This window comes from Desulfitobacterium sp. PCE1 (genome assembly GCF_000384015.1).
Taxonomy (GTDB): domain Bacteria; phylum Bacillota; class Desulfitobacteriia; order Desulfitobacteriales; family Desulfitobacteriaceae; genus Desulfitobacterium; species Desulfitobacterium dehalogenans.
The window spans coordinates 211,818-231,817 of the sequence record NZ_KB913023.1; the positions used below are offsets into that span (position 1 = coordinate 211,818).

Sequence of the window (20,000 nt, forward strand, 5' to 3'; positions counted from 1 at the left end):
GTTAAGACCTTCAGGGCTGATGATACTTGGACCGCAGGGTCCTGGGAAAGTAAGTCGTTGCCAGGTAACGAAGAGACCATCTTATTCAGATGGTCTTTTTGCTTTTCGTTAAAGCTTTTCGTTAAAGTATGCTGTTAGCTTTTTTCCTAGCGGAAAAAACATACCGGAGGGGTGCCACCCGTACGCCGGCGCCACGTAGCTGGTTTATGTGGCCGTGTGGCTTGGCCGAAATGATGTACTACATCATTTCGTATCCCGAACAGGTCAGTTAAGACCTTCAGGGCTGATACGAAACCATCCGGTGACGAAAGCCGGATGAGGCTTTCGCCCAAGCCGCAAGACCACAGACGAAAACTGAGCGGCGCAGGTTGGTTTCGCGGCGTGCGCGCTGTGGGAAAAGAATACTGAACGCGCCGCCTTACTTGAATCGCAGGTTTCAGGGAAAGTAAGTCGTTGCCAAGTAAGAGAATGGACTATGAAAAGAGGCGTACGCCTGCTATTTCCCTTCTAGGGAACATGCGAAGTAACTTCGTAACGCATTCGAAAGGATGGACTGAATCTGAAATCGGCCGCCGGCTGAAAGAAGCGAAGAGCTTGGTCAAGCTTTTTTGACGGATCGACAGCTCAAATTGGTCACCAGTGATCAATTTGACATAAACCCAGGCCCTGCTCTAGCTGTGTTTAACGGCATGTTGCCAGGTTGGCCGAGGGGCTTATAATAATTTATGTTGAAACTAAGAGGGATAATCAGAAAGGTCTCGAAATATATACTGCATTGAACAGCATTCCAGACGACGGAAGAGATAACCAAATTGATGAAAGGTAAATAGAAGGGGTCCTATGAATATTCCAAGTAATAAACCTTATTGGACAGAAAAAGAAAAGAGGAATATCCTTGATGCTCTGGAACGAGGTAAAATAAGTGGAGATGGTTATTACACTGAACGAGTAGCCGCCTTGTTAGAGGATAATTTTGGAGCAAGAAAGGTTTTGATGACTACATCAGGTACTCATGCTCTGGAGATGGCGGCCATGCTTATCAGTCTGGAACCTGAGGATGAAGTTATTATGCCTTCTTTTACCTTTGCTTCCACTGCTAATGCAGTATTGCTGAACGGAGCAAAGCCGGTCTTTGTTGAAGTGAAGCAGGAGAGCTTAAATGTTGATTCCATTGATATTGAGAGAAAAATTACAGAAAAAACGAAAGCCATTATACCGGTTCATTATGCCGGGGTAGCTTGTGATATGGACAGAATTATGGCAATTGCTTTAAATCATAATTTGAAGGTGATAGAAGATGCAGCTCAAGGAGTTAATGCAAAATATCGGGGGAAGTATTTAGGAACAATTGCTGACTTTGGGTGTTATAGCTTTCATGGTACAAAAAATTATATCTGTGGTGAGGGTGGGGCTTTACTGGTCAATCAAGAAAACACTCAAATCATAGAAAAAGCAGAGGTCATGAGGCAGAAGGGTACTGATCGTTGGCTTTTTTCGCGGGGTGATGTGAATAAATATAATTGGATTGATACTGGATCAAGTTATTCCCCATCCGATCTGTTAATGGCAGTTCTGCTGGCTCAGCTTGAGAATATGCAGGAAATTACGGAAAAGAGGAAAGCCGTTTATAAGGTTTATCGTAATGCTTTTGAGCCCTATGAGAGGCGGGGAATTCTTAAAATCATGAAGATCCCCCAGGAATGCGATCCAAATTATCATATATTTTGGGTAATATTCAATACTCAAGAAATAAGGGACTTTGTATTAAAAGAATTTAATCGTAAAGGAGTGGCGGCCTCTTTTCATTACCTTCCTCTCCATAGTTCTCCTATGGGTAAAAAAATGGGCTATAAACCGTGTGATTTACCGGTTACGGAGAAAGCCGCGAAGTGCTTGCTGCGTTTGCCGATTTATTCTGGGATGACGGAATCGGAGCTGCACTATGTCATCCAAAATGTTGAAACAATTATCGGGGCATTGTAATGGAAAAGATCAGTGTGGTTGTACCTGTCTATAATAGTCGGAAGACATTAGAAGTGCTCTGCTACCGGCTGAAGGAAACCTTTAAGAGACTATCTCTGGAATATGAAATTATCTTGGTCGATGATGGTAGTAAAGACAACAGTTTTAGCAAAATGATGGAGATCCATAGCAAAGATCCCGAAGTTAAGATCATTCAGCTAAAAAGAAATTTTGGTCAACAAAATGCCTTAATGTGTGGATTGCATTATGTAACTGGGACATATGCAGTAATTATGGATGATGATTTACAGAATCCACCAGAGGAGATAATTAAACTCTGGTCTAAAATTCGAGAGGGTTATGATATCGTTTATGGTTTGCCACCGCTGAACATTAAAAAAGAACAAGGTTACCGATATTGGGGCGGGATATTGAGAGATCTGCTTTTTAACCTTATGATTAACAAACCTCCGCAAATTAAGGTAAGCACTTTTCGTATTGTACATAGAGATTTGGTTAATAAGATTATTAAGGACCAAACTTCCTTTGTTTATATCTCGGCGATTATCTTTAAGCATAAAGTCAAAGCAGCTAATATCGAAGTTGAGCATCATAAAAGGGAGGTTGGCCGTTCCAACTACAGCATGTTACAATTAGCACAGCTTTACCTTAAGATTTTACTGAATTATGGTCCGGTTTTTTTCAAGTTTGCGCGGACCTCTCGGCCTCAATATGAAATAGCACAAATTCAAGGTAAAGGCCTCTTATAATAGGATGTTAGGGGGAACATCTTTGGCAAGGCTGTTGATTTTAGGAGGAAGCAATACTCAGCTGAATAGTGTGCTCCGTGCTAAAGAGAAAGGGCATACAGTAATCGTTGCCGACTATTTTGAAGATGCACCTGGCAAGAAATTTGCCGATTACGGCGAATTGACCAGTACATTTGATGTGGAAGGGTGCCTATCTATAGCCCGAAAATATAAAATAGAGGGTATTTTGACCGTAGGGACAGATCAACCTGTTCTGACCTGTGCCAAGGTTGCGAATGAATTAGGGCTTTCATTTTTTTTGGATATTGAGCAGGCTAAAGCCGTAACTCATAAAAAAGTAATGAAAAAGATTTTTAAAGAAAACAAAATTCCCAGTGCAGAATTCAGATTCATAAACAATAATTTCCATGATGATGAGTTAAAGGGATTAAGATTTCCCTTAGTCATCAAGCCTCTTGATAGTCAGGGGCAACGTGGTGTTTATAAAGTATCCTCTTTGCAACAGATTCGCAGTTTATTGCCAAATGTTATGAGTTATTCTCGGGAAAATGAAATTCTTGTTGAAGAATTTTATGAGAGTGAGGAGATCACCTTAAGTGGCTGGGTCCGAGATGGGAGAACTCATCTATTGACGGTTACCGATCGACAGACAATTTCTAGGGACCTACATATCGGTATTTGCATTGCGCATAACTTCCCTTCGAAGCATCAGCCTGCTTATCATGGAGAGATCCAAGAACTTATGGACAAAATTGTCAAGGCTTTTGGGATTGAAAATGGGCCCATTTATTTTCAAATACTCATCGGCTCGGAAGGTATTAAGATCAATGAGATTGCCTGCAGGATTGGCGGAGCTTATGAGGATGAATTATTGCCGGTACTCACCGGGGTAGATGTTCTCGAAATGCTGATCAATCATGCGACAGGGCATGAAGTCAATTATTCTGCACTGGAAAGATACGATTGTTATAAGAATACAAACCATGCTACTGTTCAGATGATCTTTACTGTGCCGGGGACAGTAGGAATGATGACTCCCATGAAGGAAATCATGGCTTTACCGGGGGCTATATCAGGTAGGTATAATTATCACATAGGCAGTACTATTCAAGAAATTCAAAACGCTACCCAGCGAGTCGGCTATATGATATTTCTAAGTGATTCTGCTGAAAGTTTAAGATTAAAAATAGAGAAAGCCTTCGAAAAAATAGAGATTAGGGATACACAGGGTGAAAATATGCTCATTGATTTGCTATATAGGAAATAATTCAAAAGTTGGTTGCGAAATCCGCAAACAGATGATTTGGTACAGTTGTGGGGGCAAATTTATGAAGAGGAAAACTATCTTAAGTATTCTTGTCGCAACATTTTTTTGCTTAGCTTTGGTAGGCTGTAATATGACAAGTGAAGCTCAGGAAAAACGACTTCAAATCAAAATTGCAGAACAGTATGGTCTTGCCTATGCACCTTTGCAAATTATGAAGGAAAAACAACTCCTTGAAAAGAGTGTGCCAGGAATCGAAGTAAGCTGGCGGCAGCTGGGTAATACCGCAGCAATTCGGGAGGCCATGCTGGCGGGGGAGTTGGATATTGGCTTTATGGCCATTCCGCCGTTTCTAATCGGTTGGGATAAAGGCATGGACTGGAAGATTGCCTGTGGTCTTTCCTCCAGCCCCATTGGACTTGTGGTAAATAAAGATACGATTCAATCCATCCGGGATTTTACGAAGGAAGACAGAATAGCTTTGCCACAACCGGGAAGCATTCAACACATTTTATTATCTATGGCTTGTGAAAAAGAATGGGGTGATCCTAAACGATTGGATAATCAATTGATTACCCTCGATCATCCGGATGGTATGAGCGCTCTTTTGGCCCGAAGTGAGGTCAGTGCACATTTTACGACCCCGCCTTATTTATTTAAAGAATTAGACGAACCAGGAATACATCAAATTCTGGATGGGCAGGCGGTCATGGGGGAAGAATTTACTTTTGCAGTGGGTGTTACTACCGGAAAGTTCTATAAGGAGCAGCCTGAAGTTTATGAGGCTTTTCTCAAAGCACTGGAAGAGGCCCTGAACTTTATGGAAGATAATCCAACGGAAACGGTGAGCATTCTGGCAAGAGCTTACCAAATGGACCGAGAAGAGTTATTGAACTACCTAGAACGTTCGGATACGACCTTTAGCATCGAGGTTCAGGGCGTCATGAAATTCGCTGACTTCATGCAAAAATATAGCTATATTAATCGTAAACCGACTCATCTAGAGGAAGTATTATGGGATGGGCAATGAGAAATAAAGATTTCGGCAGTAAACAGAAGACTCGACTGTTTTGGATCGCTGTGATCCTTGCAGTTTGGGAGATTACGGCTCAAAGTGGTATTTTTCCAGAGGCGATTTTCCCCTCCCTTCTAGTGATAGCAAAGGCTTTAGGAAATTCGGTTGTCAGCGGGGAGATTCTTTTACAGACAAGTTTTTCACTGGCCCTAATCCTTCAGGGACTCCTGATTGGCCTGTTGGCGGCAATTCTGGCAAGTGCTCTGGCTGTCAGTCATAAGGGTGTTCACGGTTTGGTGGATACCCTTACCGCTATTGCTCATCCCCTACCGGGAATAGCTCTTTTGCCATTAATCATTATTTGGTTTGGTACGGGGACTGTTTCAATCATTGTTATTATCGTGCATTCGGTGATTTGGCCTATGATCTTAAATATTATGGCCGGTTTTAAAGCTATACCCCCTATATACAAAGAAGCAGGGCTTAATCTGGGGTTAAATCATTTTCACATCATTAAAGATATCATGATTCCGGCTTCCTTCCCCTATGTGTTATCTGGATTGCGCATCGGTTGGGCTAGGGCATGGCGAGCCCTGATCAGTGCGGAAATGATCTTTGGTGCGGTTGGTTTAAACGGCGGTTTAGGATGGTATATTTTTAAACAAAGAGTGTTTATGGATACTCCCGGGATCTTTGCCGGGTTATTCGTTATTGTCCTGATTGGGATTGTCGTAGAAGACTTTTTCTTTGCTGCCATAGAAGAAAGGACCACTAAAAAATGGGGAATGACTTAAACGTAACAATCCGCCTTAAATCAGTGAGTAAGTATTATCATCGATCTAATGAGACCCTCAGCGTATTGGATAATATCGATCTGGATATCTATCAAGGAGAGGTACTGTCCATTTTAGGGCCTTCAGGCTGTGGCAAGACCACACTCTTGAGGCAAATTGCCGGGTTTGATCATCCTCATTCGGGCAGTGTGCTCATGGATGGGCAAGAGATTATGAAACCTGAAGTGAAGCGAATGATGATTTTTCAGGATTTTAACCAGCTCTTTCCCTGGAAAACCGTCATTCAGAACATTGTCTATCCTTTACAAATAAACCGTATCGGAGACAGTGGTGCCGCTAACCGTGAGATAGCCCTTAACTATCTTAATTTAGTGGAGTTGAGCGGATTTGCAGACAGCTATCCTCATCAACTTTCCGGAGGAATGAAGCAAAAAGCTGCTATGGCCAGAGCTTTGGCACTTAACCCCAGAGTTTTGCTCATGGATGAACCTTTTGGGAGTTTGGATGCCTTGACAAGGTTATCCCTCCAGAACCTGCTGCTAAAAGTATGGCTGGAAACAGGGGTTACGATTGTTTTGGTAACCCACGATATTCAAGAAGCGATAATACTCTCCGATCGTATAGCAGTAATGGGGAGAAGGGGGAGCGGGGGAATTAAAAAGGTAATCCTCAACCCGCTGCCAAGACCAAGAACTGCAGGTGTCGAGGGATATTCCGAAGTGTATGATCAAATTTACTCCTTGCTGGATCTGAATTCGGAGAACATAAGTTGATAGTTCAAATCCTATATCCTAGTAAGAAATGAGTAAGCCGGAGCATGGAAAGCCCCGGCTTACTCATTTACTTTATATATCTTAATCTTCCAATCCTTTTGATTAATATATCTGGCTATCCGCATCCCGTAAGTGGGTTCTGTAAACTCATAAACTAATTGACTCTTTGTCCGAAGGAACCTTTGCATATCTTCATAATACAAAGAAATATCTCCGTATACATTGTTCCATTGGGGCCTGTAGGCAAAAATGAAGTCCATTTCATCAGGATAAATAATGTAAGAAATTTTATTGCGTTGGATATATTGTTCAAATGTCAAATTATCTTCTTTAAGATGAGTTAAGTTTCTATAATCGTAAAGCTTACCGTTTTCAAAATACATTTCAGCATTGAGATTGGCGAGGACGATGTGCTCTTTAGGCACGATTTTTCCGATTTCTTGGAGATAGTTTTCATAGGAACGATTAAGGTAAGGAAGAACATTGACAAGAGTATTAATAGTTATCATGAGAAGAAGAAGTAAAGCTAAATATATCCTGGATTTTTTACTAATATATATTAGGACATAGGTTACCAGAATATAGAACAAAGGGAAAAGAAAGATAATACTCGGTTGACTGAAGCGGCCGATTACTATGATCCCTAAATTAACTGCAACGATGGCAAGGATGATGCTTAATATCAGCACTCTTTTTTTTTGCTCTTCTTTAAACAAAAAGATGATGGATGCGGCTAGTGCTATGAAGAAAAGACAGAACTCCAGTCGGATGTCAGGGGTATAATAAGTTCCACTAATTCCATAGTATAGCTTTATATAGAAATTCTGAATTTCTGAGACCTTTGAGATAAGAGTATTGGTAACCCCAAATTGACTTCCGTATTGAGTGTAGTTGCCGATGAAATTGGCATCAAAGTATAAACTCAGGCCAATAAAGCCTAAGGCAAAACATCCTACTGGAATAGCATAGGTCAATAATCCGGATAGTTTAAGCTTTTTCGTAAAAACAATATGAAATAGATAAAGAAAAACTATAACCAAACAGATGATAAAGCTATTGGGGTGTACGCCAATACTAAGTCCGATGATCATGCCAAGAAATAGATGGTGGATTGGTTTCATGCTTAAAAAGTTAGATAGAAAATAGTTCAAAGAAAACAGCATGATAAAGAGTAGAATAATTTCTTGACGGGCAAAATGTGAGGCATAAACAAATTGAATATCCATGGACAAAAACAGAGTTGAAATAAAAGCCCATTTTTTAGAATTAAATAGGGTATTACAAAGTTTATAGAACCAAATTAAAGTGAGTAATCCAAATAAAAAGGATAAAAGCCGGATGGTTAAAATTTCATACCCCATTAGCTTTATTGAGAGAATTTGCAGAGTATGGAAGAGGCTTTTGATAGCATGAGGGTTACGAGGATAAAGGTCAAAAAAGGTTTCAGTTACAGCATAATTTTTCGTCTCCATAATATTTCTTGATAAACCGCTTAACCAGGTTTCATCCGAATGAACGAAAGGAAAGCGGGTAAGAATGATGAGATTACAAGTTATGTAAAGGAAGGTTAGAAGGAAGTAGCTGAATTTTGATGTAATGATGTTTTTAAACATAAGTTCCTCACTAACATAGGGTTATTCTTTTCTATTTGTACTTAATATCTCTATCCTCCATTGTATCAAATATCACCAACTCAAAGAGTGGGGAGGATATCAAATTATATGATAGGTATATAGTAATGCCTTATAACACAGATTTGGATTATTCACTTATAATGAGTTTGTATAAAAATTAACAAAGATAGTTTTGTAAAGAAAAAAGGAGGTTTAAAATTTATGGAAAAGTTTAGGCTCTTATCACTTTCAATTCTTCTGTCTTTATCCCTCGTACTTACGGGATGTTCCGCCTCTTCCCCCAGTACCCCGGCAACGACTCAACCGGCTACCCAACAACCCGCATCTACTGAGACTCCTCAGTCTCCCACGCCTGAAGCTAATGTGGTTCAAGAAGCCGCAGAAGATTATTTTGCGAATATGCCGGATGATGTTTACAAAATTTCGGAAAAAGACTTTATAGCTAAAGTTAAAGCCAACGAAGCTATGTTTATCATGGACGTTCGTCAAGCCAAGGATTATGATGCAGGTCATGTTAAGGGAGCTGTAAATATTCCATGGGGTGAAGAGATCGCTAAGAACCTTGCAAATTTACCCAAGGACAAAACAATTATGGTCTATTGCTATACCGGTCAAACAGCAGGCCAGACTGTTGCTCTTTTAAATGTGGCTGGTTTTAATGCGAAATCGGTCAATCTTGGCTGGAATCTCGGCATATCTAAGGTCGAAGGTGTAGCCGATGTGACAGAAACCACAGCCAATGCCGTTCAGGAAGGAAAGGCAGAGGTCGAACCGGAAATTCAAGCAGCTATAGCCGATTACTTCTCGAAAATGGCTGAACTTAAAGGAACGACATATGCCAATTATAAAATCAGTGAAGACGATGCAAAAAAGGCTTTGGATACCAAAGATCCAAGCGTTATGTTCTTATCTGTAAGAAAAGCCGAGGATTTTGCTAAAGGCCATATTGAAGGTGCAGTCAATATTCCCTTCGCGAAGGGAATGCAAACTTCCTTTGAACAGCTTCCCAAAGATAAAAAAGTAATCGTCTACTGCTATACCGGCCAAACGGCCGGCCAGACCGTGGCAATTCTTCGGTTAATGGGTTATGATGCAGTATCTTTGAATTCCGGTATGGGCATGCCTTCTACAGCCGGTGCCGGATGGGCAAATAAAGGATTCCCGGTTGTCGGGACCTCAGAAAATGCCGCTGGTAGTCAGCCTGCAAATGCTCAACCTCAACCTGGTGCAGGGGATCATTCTTAAGTATCTGTATCAGTCGGCCGATCAAGATGCCAATCTCAGGATGGTTGGATTTTATAAAGTTTTCCAAACAAAAGGAGGAGCGTTTATGTCAAATTCAATTGTGTCTCGTAGAAAATTCATCACGGCAGGTCTTACCTTTGCAGCTGGGGCTGCCTTAGTCGGATGTGGGGCAAAAGAAGCAGCTAGCCCTGCCACTGCATCCACTACCAATATAGAAGCTCAACCGGTGCCATGGATTTATGAACCACTGGATCCGGAAGTGGTAAGGAAACGCGCTTATGAAAACTACTTTGAAGGTGGCTGCTGCTACGCCGCCGGAAAGGCCTTAGTTGACTCTGCTAAGGAAAAAGTAGGCGGACCGTGGAATACCATTCCCACGGATATGTTTAAATATGGTAAAGGCGGAGCGTTATCCTGGGGTACATTATGTGGGGCTCTGAATGGTAGCTTGCTTGTTATGAATTTGGTTGCTGGAAAAGATATCGATCAAGTCGGCAATGAACTAATGGGTTGGTATACGATGTTTCCCTTTCCATCCACCAAAATGGATAGCTTTGCCAAGTTCCCTAACCAAATTACGACAATAGCCAATTCTCCACTATGCCATGTATCCGTTAGCCTTTGGGCGAATGAAGCAAACGCTAAAATCAACTCTGATGAAAAAGCAGATCGTTGCGCTAAGGTCTCAGGAGATACTGCAGCCGAAGCTGTATTGATTCTCAACAAGTGGAAAGAGGGAAAGTTTATCCCGGCGTATAGTCCCGGATCAGAATTTACGAGTTGCCTAACATGTCATAATGGAGCCAAAAGCATGCTGGATAACGAGCAAGGAAAAATGAATTGTGCTCAATGTCATGATGACAAATTACAAGGACATCCATAAAATTTTCTTAAATAAACTCTTATAAATAGAGAAAGGGCAAGATTTTTTCTATAGAGCAAAGGGTTATATCATTAATAACGGAGGCAGTAGATTCTGCCTCCGTTAGCTATTTTTATGTCTATGACTGAGAGCTCATAAATTTATTGACTAATTTTAAAAAAACATTAAACTTAAATTAGAGGGGATTCAGTGTAAAAGAGGTTATTATGTTAAAAAAATCACAACAAAAACTTAACTTAGGTTTTTCAATTTTTATACTATTGCTACTATTGCTATTGATTCAAGTTAGTATACAGCTGGCTTTGATTTTCGCAGTAAGTTTAGCTATTGGTTTTACTTTGCAAAAATCAAGGTTTTGCTTTGTAGCCGCTTTCCGTGATCCTTTGTTAATTGGCACGACTAAACTTACAGAGGCTTTAATATTATTGTTAGTAATTAGTATTCCCGGTTTTGCAATTGTATTTTATTTATCCAATATATTTAATCTCCCGTTAAATTTGTATGTAACTCCTTTTGGTGCCCATACCTTCATCGGAGGCCTTCTTTTTGGAACGGGGATGGTTTTGGCCGGCGGCTGTGCTTCCGGTACTCTCATGCGTGTTGGTGAAGGTTTCGCCATGCAAATGATTGCCTTATTCGGGCTATTCCTTGGAGCATTTTTGGGTAAATACTCCTTACCGTATTGGCTTTCGATTTTTCAAGAATTTCCGGGGATATCCCTTCCGGATATCGTAGGGTGGGTTCCTGCTGTGTTTATCCAGCTATTGATCTTATTCCTTTTATGGGAAGTTATTCGCTGGTGGCAGAAAAAGCAAAAGGGAGTTGGCTGAGCCGTGGTAACCTATACTTTAGATATATGGGGTGAAATGTGCCCTATACCTATAATCAAAACACAGCGTAAATTAAAAGAAATGGCATGTGGGGATCGGTTGGTATTAGAAACGGATCATAGTTGTACGAGCAGGGCTATAGTTCTCTGGGCACGGGAACATGGGCATGAAATCGAGGAAAGTGAAGTTTCCAATGGGATATGGAGGCTAGAGATAACCAAAGGACACAACTAAGAGGGAGGGTCTTATGGGAAAAAAACTGCAAATCATTTATAAGGGACCTTGGGCTTATTGGGTTGGTGCGGCGGTATTGGCAATTTTAAATATGCTGGTTCTGGTGATCAGGCAAAGACCTTGGGGGATTACCACAAATATTGAGGAATGGTCCGTATGGATTGGTTCAAAGATCGGTTTAGTTAATAATTTGGATATTAGCCTTAAGCAATTGTTATTATCTGATGGAACATATTTAAATCTGGGCGTGATTCTGGGCGCTTTTTGGGCGACACTCGTTGCTTCCCAGGCACGTTTTCATCCAATTAAGGATAAGAAATTCGCGATTTCTGCGTTAATCGGTGGAATGCTTATGGGCTATGGGGCTCGTGTTGCCTATGGATGCAATATTGGATTGGTACTCAATGGTATTGCTTCAAGTTCGCTGTCGGGATGGATTTTCGCTGTTGCAGTATTCATGGGGACTTGGCTAGGAGCGAAGCTCTTAGTGCGGTTTTTGTTGTGATAGATGTTAGTTCTTTAAGAATTCAGATATAAGAAGAGGATGACTTATTCCGGGAAATAAAGTCATCCTCTTTTTAATGTTTTTATATCATTAACATAAAAAGCGTTCTTCCGGATCGGTGAGAAATTTGATTAATCGTCTGGTTTTAGAAGACAAATAATGATGGTCGAACTTTATGATATTATAATTCAAGGGCATATCCAAATCGATAATAGTAAGGGCCCTAAGTGATCCTTGATAGACTTCCTTTTTTACGGACAAACGAGGTACGACAGCTCCCCCCATCCCCGCTTGTACGGCTGACTTGATGGCGTCTATAGTGGTCATTTCAGTAATTACATTAAGATCCTTAAAAGTATAACCTTGAGCTTCAAGAAATTGTGCCAGCACTTTGTGAGTACCCGACCCCGACTCACGCATAATTAAAGGTTGACTCAGAAATTCCTTTAAAGTTATTTTATCGGTCTGAGCGGGGTGAGATGGGGGAACAATCAGTACCAATTCATCTGAAGTAACATGATGGGTACTGATTCCTGGCATTTCAGGAAGTATTTCTACCACACCAAAATCCACTTGCTCTGCTTTGACTTTACGCAGTATTTCTTCTGCATTGGCAATTTCGAGTCGAATATTTACTTCGGGATATTCTTCTTTAAACAAATAGATTGAACAGGGAAGGGAAACATTGCCAATCGTTGTACTTGCGCCCACGATGATTTGGTTGCTCTCATGCTGCATGGTAATTTCTAATTGCTGTTCCATTTCTTCTTGAAGCGCTAAGATTCGTTGGGCATAGGTATAGAAGACCTGCCCAGCTTTCGTAAGAGAAACGCCTTGTTGTGTCCGTTCAAATAACGGACCCATGTAATACTCTTCTAAATTCTTGATATGTGTACTCACTGCAGGCTGGCTTAGATGCATGACTTTAGCAGCTTTAGAAATGCTTTGGAATTTAGATACAGCAAGAAAAATTTTCAACTGGTAGGTGTCCAAATGCTCACCTTCTCTCATGTGTTTCGTTGTGATTCGCGAAACTTTTTAGCAACAAAGGTGCCTATCTTAATGTTACATCATAATGAAAGAATTATTAAGTATAAAAATTCTTTATACGGATATAAGTACTTGCGATGATTTGCACTATAGCAATTATTCGGAAATAATGTGAAAATAATATCATGCTTGAGAGGGAAGAGAAGTCTGGGCTCTTTTTATTGTATGAGGTATTTTTCAAAGGGGATGGAGGGACAACGATGAAGCTTTGGATCGTTACCGGTGGCTGTGGTTTTATCGGGAGTAATTTCATTCGCTATATGATTCAAACCGGAAGTGTTCGCATTGTAAACCTTGATAAGTTAACCTATGCAGGCAATCTCGATTCCCTAGCAGATGTATCGAAGCATCCTAATTATGTTTTTATTAAGGGTGATATTGGAGACCGGGCCTTGGTCACAAGTCTGCTGAAAAAGTATAGACCGGATGGCATAATAAACTTTGCCGCGGAATCCCATGTGGACCGTTCTATTGATCGACCAGATGATTTTATTCATACGAATATATTAGGTACATTTGAACTGCTAGAGGCGATACGCAGCTATTGGAGTGAATTGGATATTAAAGATGACTTTCGTTTTCTGCATGTTTCAACCGATGAGGTTTATGGGTCCTTGGGTAATGAAGGATATTTTACGGAGAATACTCCCTATGCCCCCAATTCCCCCTATTCTGCATCAAAGGCTGCTGCCGATCATTTGGTGAGGGCCTATCACAAAACGTATAATCTGCCCACCTTAACCACGAAATGCTCCAATAATTACGGCCCTTTTCAGTTTCCGGAAAAGCTGATTCCCCTAATCATTCTTAATGCTCTCGATCATAAATTATTACCGATTTATGGTGATGGTCAAAATATCCGAAATTGGCTTTATGTACTCGAACATTGTGAAGCCATAAAAATTGTGATAGAGCGCGGCCAATTGGGTGAAACCTATAACGTTGGCGGAAAACAGGAAAAAAGCAACCTTGAAGTAGTGAATAATGTGTGTGAGCTGTTGGATGAAATGTCTCCACGGGTGGATGGTCGAAGTTATCGACAGCAAATTGCTTTTGTGAAGGATCGACCGGGGCACGATCGGCGTTATGGGATAGATTATTCAAAAATAAAAACTCAGTTAGGCTGGGAATCTCAGGAGACTTTTGAAAGTGGGCTGAGAAAAACAGTGCAGTGGTATTTGGACAACAGGGAGTGGTGTCAGCGCGTCATTGATGGGAGTTATCAGCGGCAAAGGCATGGTCTGACCGTTTAGGACTTTGTTTGTGATTAAAGGAGAGGTGATGGGAGTTGACTAAGGGAATCATATTAGCTGGGGGGAGCGGCAGTCGATTATATCCCCTTACTATAGCTGTCAGTAAACACCTTTTGCCCATATACAATAAACCCATGATCTATTACCCGCTCACCACGTTAATGCTGACGGGTATTAGGGAAATCTTGATCATAACGACACCCCAGGATAAGTCGTTGTTTCAAAGAATATTACATGATGGAAGTCAATGGGGGATAAGCATAAGGTATGAAATCCAGCCAAGTCCTGGGGGATTGGCCCAGGCTTTTATCATCGGTCGGGAATTTATTGGGAGAGACAATTGTGTTCTAATATTAGGTGACAATCTCTTCTACGGACATAGACTATCGGAAATTCTTGCTCGCGCCGGTAAACAGGAAAGTGGGGCAACTGTCTTCGCTTATTGGGTAAAAGAACCGGAACGATATGGGGTTGTAGAATTTAATCAGGACGGTCAAGTTACGAGTGTAGAAGAAAAACCCTCAAGACCAAAATCCAATTATGCAATTACCGGACTTTATTTTTATGATAATAAAGTCGTCGATATTGCGGCTAATCTTAAGCCATCTTACAGAGGGGAGCTAGAGATTACAGATGTAAATAAGATTTATTTAAAGAATCAAGAATTAAGTGTGGAAAAGTTAGGACGGGGATTCACCTGGTTGGATACCGGGACTCCTGAATCCTTACTGCAGGCATCGAATTTTATTCAGACCATTGAGGATCGTCAAGGATTGAAGATTGCTTGCCCGGAAGAAGTTGCTTACCGGTTGGGATATATTGATGAAAAGCGGGTGGAAAAATTAGCGGATTTCTTTTCTAAATAGTTATGGTCAATATCTTTATAACCTTATCTAGATTATGATGCATTAATTATGCATAGTTTGGTTGAAACGGTCTACCGCGTAATAAACAGCTATTTGTAATGTTTTCGGTCATATTGTAGGTTAATCTGTCATATTGTAGGTCTATCTGTCAAATATAGCGATATTGTAGAAATTTTGGGGAAATAATAGGACTTTTTGAATAGAGTTTAAAGAGTAAGTATAGTATATTTCAAGTGCAAGTGTTAATAATCACAATATAAGTTGTCGCAAAAAGCCTCAACAATTGGAGACAAAGAGAGGAGGATTATGGTATGAATGATAGTTCGAAATTATCCCCCAAATCAATTGCCTTCCTAGTTGGACTTTGTGTATTTACAATGGCTATTAGTCTTGGGTGTGTGTTCTTCTTGTAATACGAATATTAAATTAGAAATGTATTATATTTCCTGGTAATTCAAGAAGTCGCTGATAAAGAACGAGGGTCTTTATCCTGCGACTTCTTTTTTATTAATTATGCCACTTTTGCATTATTAAATTGGCTTTGCTTATGAAGTGGGGCAGTTTCGCTATGGCAGTCACTTTGCTCTCATCGCAATCAAACCAATCATGGTGCTCAGATTTTGTTCCAGCAGGTTTCCCAATCTTTTCCAAGGAACGCTCATACATTTGCGGGTCCTTCAATGAATTAAAAGGAAATTTATACCTTACAGTGTTCTGATCCTCATCAAAAAGGTAATTAAAGCCGTTGTCAAATCCTGTGAGCAAGATACCGCCTTTTTTCAATACTCTATAACATTCATGCCAAACGGGCTGGATATCTTCGATATAGCAATTAGAAACAGGATGAAAAATCAAATCGAAAGATTCATCGGCAAAAGGCAATGGGTTTGTGATATCACCTCGAACAAGCTCGATGGCATAGTTCTCGCGTTCAGCGACCTCTTTTTCACTTTGCAACTGCCTCTCCGAATAATCAATGACGGTACATGCTGCCCCCAAGGCTGAAAAGATGGGCATCTGCTGACCACCTCCTGATGCTAATCCCAGTATTTTCGCATTTTTCATTTCGCAGAACCATTCTTTAGGGACAGGTTTAGTAGGGGTTAACATCACAAACCAATCCTTGTCTTGCGCTTTTACATAGGTTTCGTGGCTTATGGGTTGTCCCCATTCCCAGCCTTCCTCAACCCATTTGTCAAAGACCTTGGAGTTTATTTCGGTGTAGTTTTTATTCATACTGTACCTCTTTCTTGCTTCTAAGCTATGATTGTTTGACAAAAGTCTTCATAAATATCGCCAATTCTGGCATTTAACGATATAATTAGAGTTCCTGCAGGAATGAAAAGCATTTCTTTTTATATATGGTACAATGTAAGTTGTTGTTTTGATTAAATGACGTGGAGGGAGAGAAGAATTTGTCGTCGAGTAAAGACAATATCATTGATTTTCAGCAATATAAGGAAAAACGTAAAATTCAAAGGACTGTTCCCTCTGCAGAAAAGACCTCCCTTGAAAATGATTTTCAGGGAAAGTTGCGGTTAACTCAAGAGGATGCCGAAATGATCATATACTGTATGCGGCTGGGACGGGAATACTTTATGATTGAGGTAGAGGAGATTCCCGATGAGAGTGGACAACCCCAAAAGGATCTTGAGACCGTAAATCGTCTGCTGGATAGAATTCAGTATGAAGTGCTTAAGCTCCAAACTGAGGAGGGTTACATCGTTAGTTTAAGGTTTTTAGAATTAGCATTTATAGTAGACTGTGTTGAAATGACGAGAAGTGCAGTGGAAAAGGGTATTGATGTATTTCAGTCGGAGCCCGGTGATAAAGAAGATTATAGAAAGTGGTTGGATGAAACCTTTTTCTATCTGTTGGATGTGTATGAAAAATGGCGATTTTATCAGGGTCAATAAAGAACATCATATATAGATGGTTTTAAAGCTCTATGACATCGAGGTCATCAGGGACAAAAAGATTACCATTAAAATATTGTTTTCCTTCAATTGTATATAATATTTTACGCTTCTCGATATTCTTGTCTTCTGTGTGCCATAGGATGAGATTCTTAACATTGAGTAGGGTAGCCAGTTCGCAGGCATCTTTTACTGTACTGTGATGTTTTTCATAAGGCTTAAAGAGCTTTCGTTCTTCATAAAGACAAAAAGCCTCACATAGGAGCCAATCACTGCTCTCTGCATACTTCTCACATAAGGAATTATAGGGTTCGTCCCCCATAAATGTTAGCTTTTTATTACCGTCTAAGTGAAGTGTAAAACCAAATTGTTTAGCTTTAGTAGAATGAAGATCGAAAAAAGTAAAGGTATGACCTAGCAGATCTGCTTGCTGTCCATCAGCTACAGAAATAATATGAATTCGACGACCAATTAAATCAGCGATCTTCTTGTCTATAGTGATTTCAACCAGGGAATGAAGACCTGAAGCAAGTTCATCATGACAATAAAGGTTGAAATCTCCTTCATACTTTCCGGCAACCATGGTGCTTCCTATCATACGAATTACCCAAACCATACCCAGGAGATGATCTGTATGGCAATGACTTATGAAGGCATGATGTATCTTGTCATAGGGTATGTTAGCTTTTTGTAGTTGGGAGAGAATTCCGTTACCTCCACCGCCATCGACGAGTACATAATTATCTTTATCTACTAATACGAAACAGGTATTATAACATTGAGTCACAACGGCATGCCCGGTTCCGAGAACTATAAGATTCTTCATCAATTTGTACCTCATTTAATTAAGATAATATATAGTTCGGTTTAAAAGAATGTTTTTCCTATAGAAAAGTCGAAAAATACGGGATCAGTAAAAATAGAGTTTAAAAATAGGAAAAAAGACCTAATGATTATAGGAAAAAAGACTCTTGCAAAATAGGATTCATTTGAAATTGCAGCAGGAGATTTAGAGTTTTCCGCGAATATTGGAGTATCGAAAAAGCTTATATAAAGGGAGAAAAGTATGGAGTTATCAACACTGATAGGTTTACTTTTAGGTTTTATCGCTGTAGGCGTTGGAATGGTTCTTAAAGGAGCTAGTCTTACCGCGCTTATTAATCCGGCGGCTATTTTGATTATTATCGTTGGTACTATAGCGACCATCTTTATTGGCTTTCCTATGGAGGATCTCAAGAGGGTACCTAAGCTCTTTAAGATCTTGTTTGCGAAGCAACAATTGATATCCAAGAAGGAACTTGTCAAGCAGTTTGCCGAATGGACTACGGTAAGTCGCCGGGAAGGTATACTTTCTCTGGAAAACCGCTTAGAAGAGATTGACGATGATTTTCTTAAAAAAGGGATGGCCATGGCTATCGATGGGAATGATGCCGAGTTCATTCGCGATGTTCTCTCCGAGGATATTTCGGCGATGGAGGAAAGGCATCGGGATGGTGCCCTTATTTTTTCCCAAATGGGAACCTATGCACCAACCTTAGGGGTATTGGGCGCTGTGGTGGGGTTGATATCCGCCTTGAGCAACCTAAATGAGGTAGAAGCCCTCGGGCATCTGATTTCAGCTGCTTTCGTCGCCACCTTGCTGGGTATTTTTACAGGATATGTTTTATGGCATCCCATGGCTAATAAACTGAAGCTTTTCTCGAGAAGGGAAGCGGGAGTAAAGAGAATGATGCTTGAGGGGATTTTGTCGATTCAAGCAGGGGACAATGTCAATGCAATACATAATAAACTTTTTGCCTATCTTTCCGCAGTCGAGCGAAGAGAATTAACCGAGGAGATGGGCAATGAAAAAGCATAAAAAAGAGCACCATGAAGAACACATGGATGAAACCTGGTTGGTGCCTTATTCGGATATTTTAACCTTATTACTGGCGCTATTTATCATTCTATTTGCCGCTGGGCAAATCGACCAAAAAAAGTATGAGCGCATTATGGCTGGCTTTAACAGCGCATTTACCGGGGGAACAAGTGTCTTTGAATCTACAAGTGATCTAAGCATTGATATTACGGACGATAATATGGGCAAAAACGACAATCCGGTGACCGCTGAGACGGAGAGCGTTTTGGCTGCGGCTCGCGCTCGAGAAGAGCATGACATGAGAGAAATGAAGGAAAAAATAGATCAGTATATTAATGAAAACAATTTGAGCACACAGCTTGAGACACGGATCACTGATGAAATGCTAATGATCAGTATTCGGGATTACGCACTCTTTGATTCAGGGTCTGCTTTAGTAAAGACTGAGGCTCAAAAGTTAGCTCATATTATATCAGAGATTTTAAGACAGTATCCTAATTATAATGTAGAAGTGGCAGGGCACACGGACAACCTTCCTATCAACACGGCCGAGTTCCCCACCAATTGGGATTTGAGCTCTCGACGCTCCTTAAACTTCATGAAGTATCTACTGCAATCCAATGGGCTGGATCAATCGAGGTTTAGGTCGATTGGTTATGGGGAGTTCCAACCAATCGCTGCCAATACGACTGAAGAAGGCAGGGCTAAGAATCGCCGTGTTGAGGTCAATATATTAAGGAATTTTGGACAACCTACAAATACCTTTGGCGGTAGGCAGTAAAGGTTGTCCAGATGAATTTGGTTCAACATTTAAGGACTCCAGAAGGGGACTTATAGACTTAAAGATTTTGTCGAAATTAATATTGACACCAACTTAATCAAGTGATAGTATTATATAGCATCGCAGAAACGGAAAACGTTTTGAAGAAGCTTCTAAAGAATCATTCGAAACTTTAGAAAAAAGCAGTTGACAATTAAAAATCAATCTGCTAAACTAAAATTCCGTCACAGAGAGTGGCGAAACAAATTGGTCTTAAATGGTCTTTGAAAACTAAACAACAAGGAACAGCCAATGACTCGTCAAATGAGTAAAAGACAATTTGAGCAATCAAATTTTCTTCATAAATTTTATGGAGAGTTTGATCCTG

At 40.4% G+C, this 20,000-nt stretch carries 19 protein-coding genes, 1 rRNA gene, 1 pseudogene and 1 other annotated feature (2 of these 22 cut by a window edge); of the genes and pseudogenes, 17 read left to right on the forward strand and 4 right to left on the reverse strand.

Features of this window, described 5'->3' with window-relative positions:
• Positions 1-116, forward strand: a sequence feature (mutual gap in cmsearch alignment for this rRNA model is longer than 100) (it extends 1,339 nt beyond the left edge of the window).
• Positions 117-840: 724 nt separating this feature from the next.
• From rffA to DESPCE1_RS0101085, 6 genes are all read left to right on the forward strand, one after another.
• Positions 841-1,983 carry a dTDP-4-amino-4,6-dideoxygalactose transaminase gene (rffA, locus tag DESPCE1_RS0101060; RefSeq protein WP_019849189.1) on the forward strand — a complete coding sequence of 381 codons (1,143 nt, stop codon included), beginning with the start codon at positions 841-843 and terminating at the stop codon, positions 1,981-1,983.
• Positions 1,983-2,732, forward strand: a complete 750-nt coding sequence (locus DESPCE1_RS0101065) for a glycosyltransferase family 2 protein (RefSeq protein ID WP_014792197.1) — start codon at positions 1,983-1,985, stop codon at positions 2,730-2,732. Before rffA ends, DESPCE1_RS0101065 begins: the two co-directional genes overlap by 1 nt.
• A gap of 22 nt (positions 2,733-2,754) precedes the next feature.
• On the forward strand, positions 2,755-3,999 hold the full coding sequence (locus DESPCE1_RS0101070; RefSeq protein WP_019849190.1) for an ATP-grasp domain-containing protein: 1,245 nt from the start codon (positions 2,755-2,757) through the stop codon (positions 3,997-3,999).
• A 61-nt stretch (positions 4,000-4,060) separates the two neighbouring features.
• Positions 4,061-5,026 (forward strand): ABC transporter substrate-binding protein, encoded by a 966-nt coding sequence (locus DESPCE1_RS0101075; RefSeq protein WP_019849191.1) that lies wholly within the window; start codon positions 4,061-4,063, stop codon positions 5,024-5,026.
• A complete protein-coding gene (locus DESPCE1_RS0101080) occupies positions 5,023-5,805 on the forward strand; it encodes an ABC transporter permease (protein WP_014792200.1) in 783 nt (260 codons plus the stop codon). Before DESPCE1_RS0101075 ends, DESPCE1_RS0101080 begins: the two co-directional genes overlap by 4 nt.
• Positions 5,790-6,578: an ABC transporter ATP-binding protein gene (locus DESPCE1_RS0101085; protein ID WP_019849193.1), complete on the forward strand. Its 789-nt coding sequence runs from the start codon at positions 5,790-5,792 to the stop codon at positions 6,576-6,578. The genes DESPCE1_RS0101080 and DESPCE1_RS0101085 overlap by 16 nt, the downstream gene beginning before the upstream one ends.
• Positions 6,579-6,637: 59 nt before the next feature.
• On the opposite strand, the gene DESPCE1_RS0101090 is transcribed toward DESPCE1_RS0101085, so the two are convergent.
• Positions 6,638-8,191 carry a glycosyltransferase family 39 protein gene (locus DESPCE1_RS0101090; protein WP_019849194.1) on the reverse strand — a complete coding sequence of 518 codons (1,554 nt, stop codon included), beginning with the start codon at positions 8,189-8,191 and terminating at the stop codon, positions 6,638-6,640.
• A gap of 222 nt (positions 8,192-8,413) precedes the next feature.
• On the opposite strand from DESPCE1_RS0101090, the gene DESPCE1_RS0101095 reads away from it, so the two are divergent.
• From DESPCE1_RS0101095 to DESPCE1_RS0101115, 5 genes are all read left to right on the forward strand, one after another.
• On the forward strand, positions 8,414-9,457 hold the full coding sequence (locus DESPCE1_RS0101095; RefSeq protein ID WP_019849195.1) for a rhodanese-like domain-containing protein: 1,044 nt from the start codon (positions 8,414-8,416) through the stop codon (positions 9,455-9,457).
• A gap of 85 nt (positions 9,458-9,542) precedes the next feature.
• Positions 9,543-10,340, forward strand: coding sequence for a cytochrome c3 family protein (locus DESPCE1_RS0101100; RefSeq protein WP_014792204.1), 798 nt, complete (start codon positions 9,543-9,545; stop codon positions 10,338-10,340).
• Between the two features lie 206 nt (positions 10,341-10,546).
• Positions 10,547-11,170, forward strand: coding sequence for a YeeE/YedE thiosulfate transporter family protein (locus tag DESPCE1_RS0101105; protein WP_019849196.1), 624 nt, complete (start codon positions 10,547-10,549; stop codon positions 11,168-11,170).
• Between the two features lie 36 nt (positions 11,171-11,206).
• On the forward strand, positions 11,207-11,404 hold the full coding sequence (locus tag DESPCE1_RS22205; RefSeq protein WP_242831388.1) for a sulfurtransferase TusA family protein: 198 nt from the start codon (positions 11,207-11,209) through the stop codon (positions 11,402-11,404).
• 13 nt (positions 11,405-11,417) lie between these two features.
• On the forward strand, positions 11,418-11,909 hold the full coding sequence (locus DESPCE1_RS0101115; RefSeq protein WP_014792207.1) for a YeeE/YedE thiosulfate transporter family protein: 492 nt from the start codon (positions 11,418-11,420) through the stop codon (positions 11,907-11,909).
• Between the two features lie 90 nt (positions 11,910-11,999).
• Here the strand turns inward: DESPCE1_RS0101115 and DESPCE1_RS0101120 are convergent, their stop codons facing one another.
• A complete protein-coding gene (locus DESPCE1_RS0101120; RefSeq protein ID WP_014792208.1) occupies positions 12,000-12,902 on the reverse strand; it encodes a LysR family transcriptional regulator in 903 nt (300 codons plus the stop codon).
• 257 nt (positions 12,903-13,159) lie between these two features.
• On the opposite strand from DESPCE1_RS0101120, the gene rfbB reads away from it, so the two are divergent.
• Positions 13,160-14,212 (forward strand): dTDP-glucose 4,6-dehydratase, encoded by a 1,053-nt coding sequence (rfbB, locus tag DESPCE1_RS0101125; RefSeq protein ID WP_019849197.1) that lies wholly within the window; start codon positions 13,160-13,162, stop codon positions 14,210-14,212.
• Positions 14,213-14,247: 35 nt separating this feature from the next.
• Positions 14,248-15,109: pseudogene (gene rfbA / locus DESPCE1_RS21660) on the forward strand (glucose-1-phosphate thymidylyltransferase RfbA).
• A 476-nt stretch (positions 15,110-15,585) separates the two neighbouring features.
• Here the strand turns inward: rfbA and DESPCE1_RS0101135 are convergent.
• Positions 15,586-16,314, reverse strand: coding sequence for a class I SAM-dependent methyltransferase (locus DESPCE1_RS0101135; protein WP_019849199.1), 729 nt, complete (start codon positions 16,312-16,314; stop codon positions 15,586-15,588).
• 179 nt (positions 16,315-16,493) lie between these two features.
• Between DESPCE1_RS0101135 and DESPCE1_RS0101140 the strand changes: the two genes are divergently transcribed.
• Positions 16,494-16,994 carry a hypothetical protein gene (locus DESPCE1_RS0101140; protein WP_014792213.1) on the forward strand — a complete coding sequence of 167 codons (501 nt, stop codon included), beginning with the start codon at positions 16,494-16,496 and terminating at the stop codon, positions 16,992-16,994.
• Positions 16,995-17,016: 22 nt separating this feature from the next.
• On the opposite strand, the gene DESPCE1_RS0101145 is transcribed toward DESPCE1_RS0101140, so the two are convergent.
• A complete protein-coding gene (locus DESPCE1_RS0101145) occupies positions 17,017-17,820 on the reverse strand; it encodes an MBL fold metallo-hydrolase (protein WP_019849200.1) in 804 nt (267 codons plus the stop codon).
• A gap of 240 nt (positions 17,821-18,060) precedes the next feature.
• On the opposite strand from DESPCE1_RS0101145, the gene motA reads away from it, so the two are divergent.
• The 3 genes from motA to DESPCE1_RS20900 all read left to right on the forward strand — a co-directional run.
• Positions 18,061-18,852 (forward strand): flagellar motor stator protein MotA, encoded by a 792-nt coding sequence (motA, locus tag DESPCE1_RS0101150; protein ID WP_019849201.1) that lies wholly within the window; start codon positions 18,061-18,063, stop codon positions 18,850-18,852.
• Positions 18,839-19,633, forward strand: a complete 795-nt coding sequence (locus DESPCE1_RS0101155) for a flagellar motor protein MotB (protein ID WP_014792216.1) — start codon at positions 18,839-18,841, stop codon at positions 19,631-19,633. Before motA ends, DESPCE1_RS0101155 begins: the two co-directional genes overlap by 14 nt.
• Before the next feature lie 346 nt (positions 19,634-19,979).
• Positions 19,980-20,000 (forward strand): 16S ribosomal RNA (locus DESPCE1_RS20900); it runs 1,545 nt beyond the window's last position.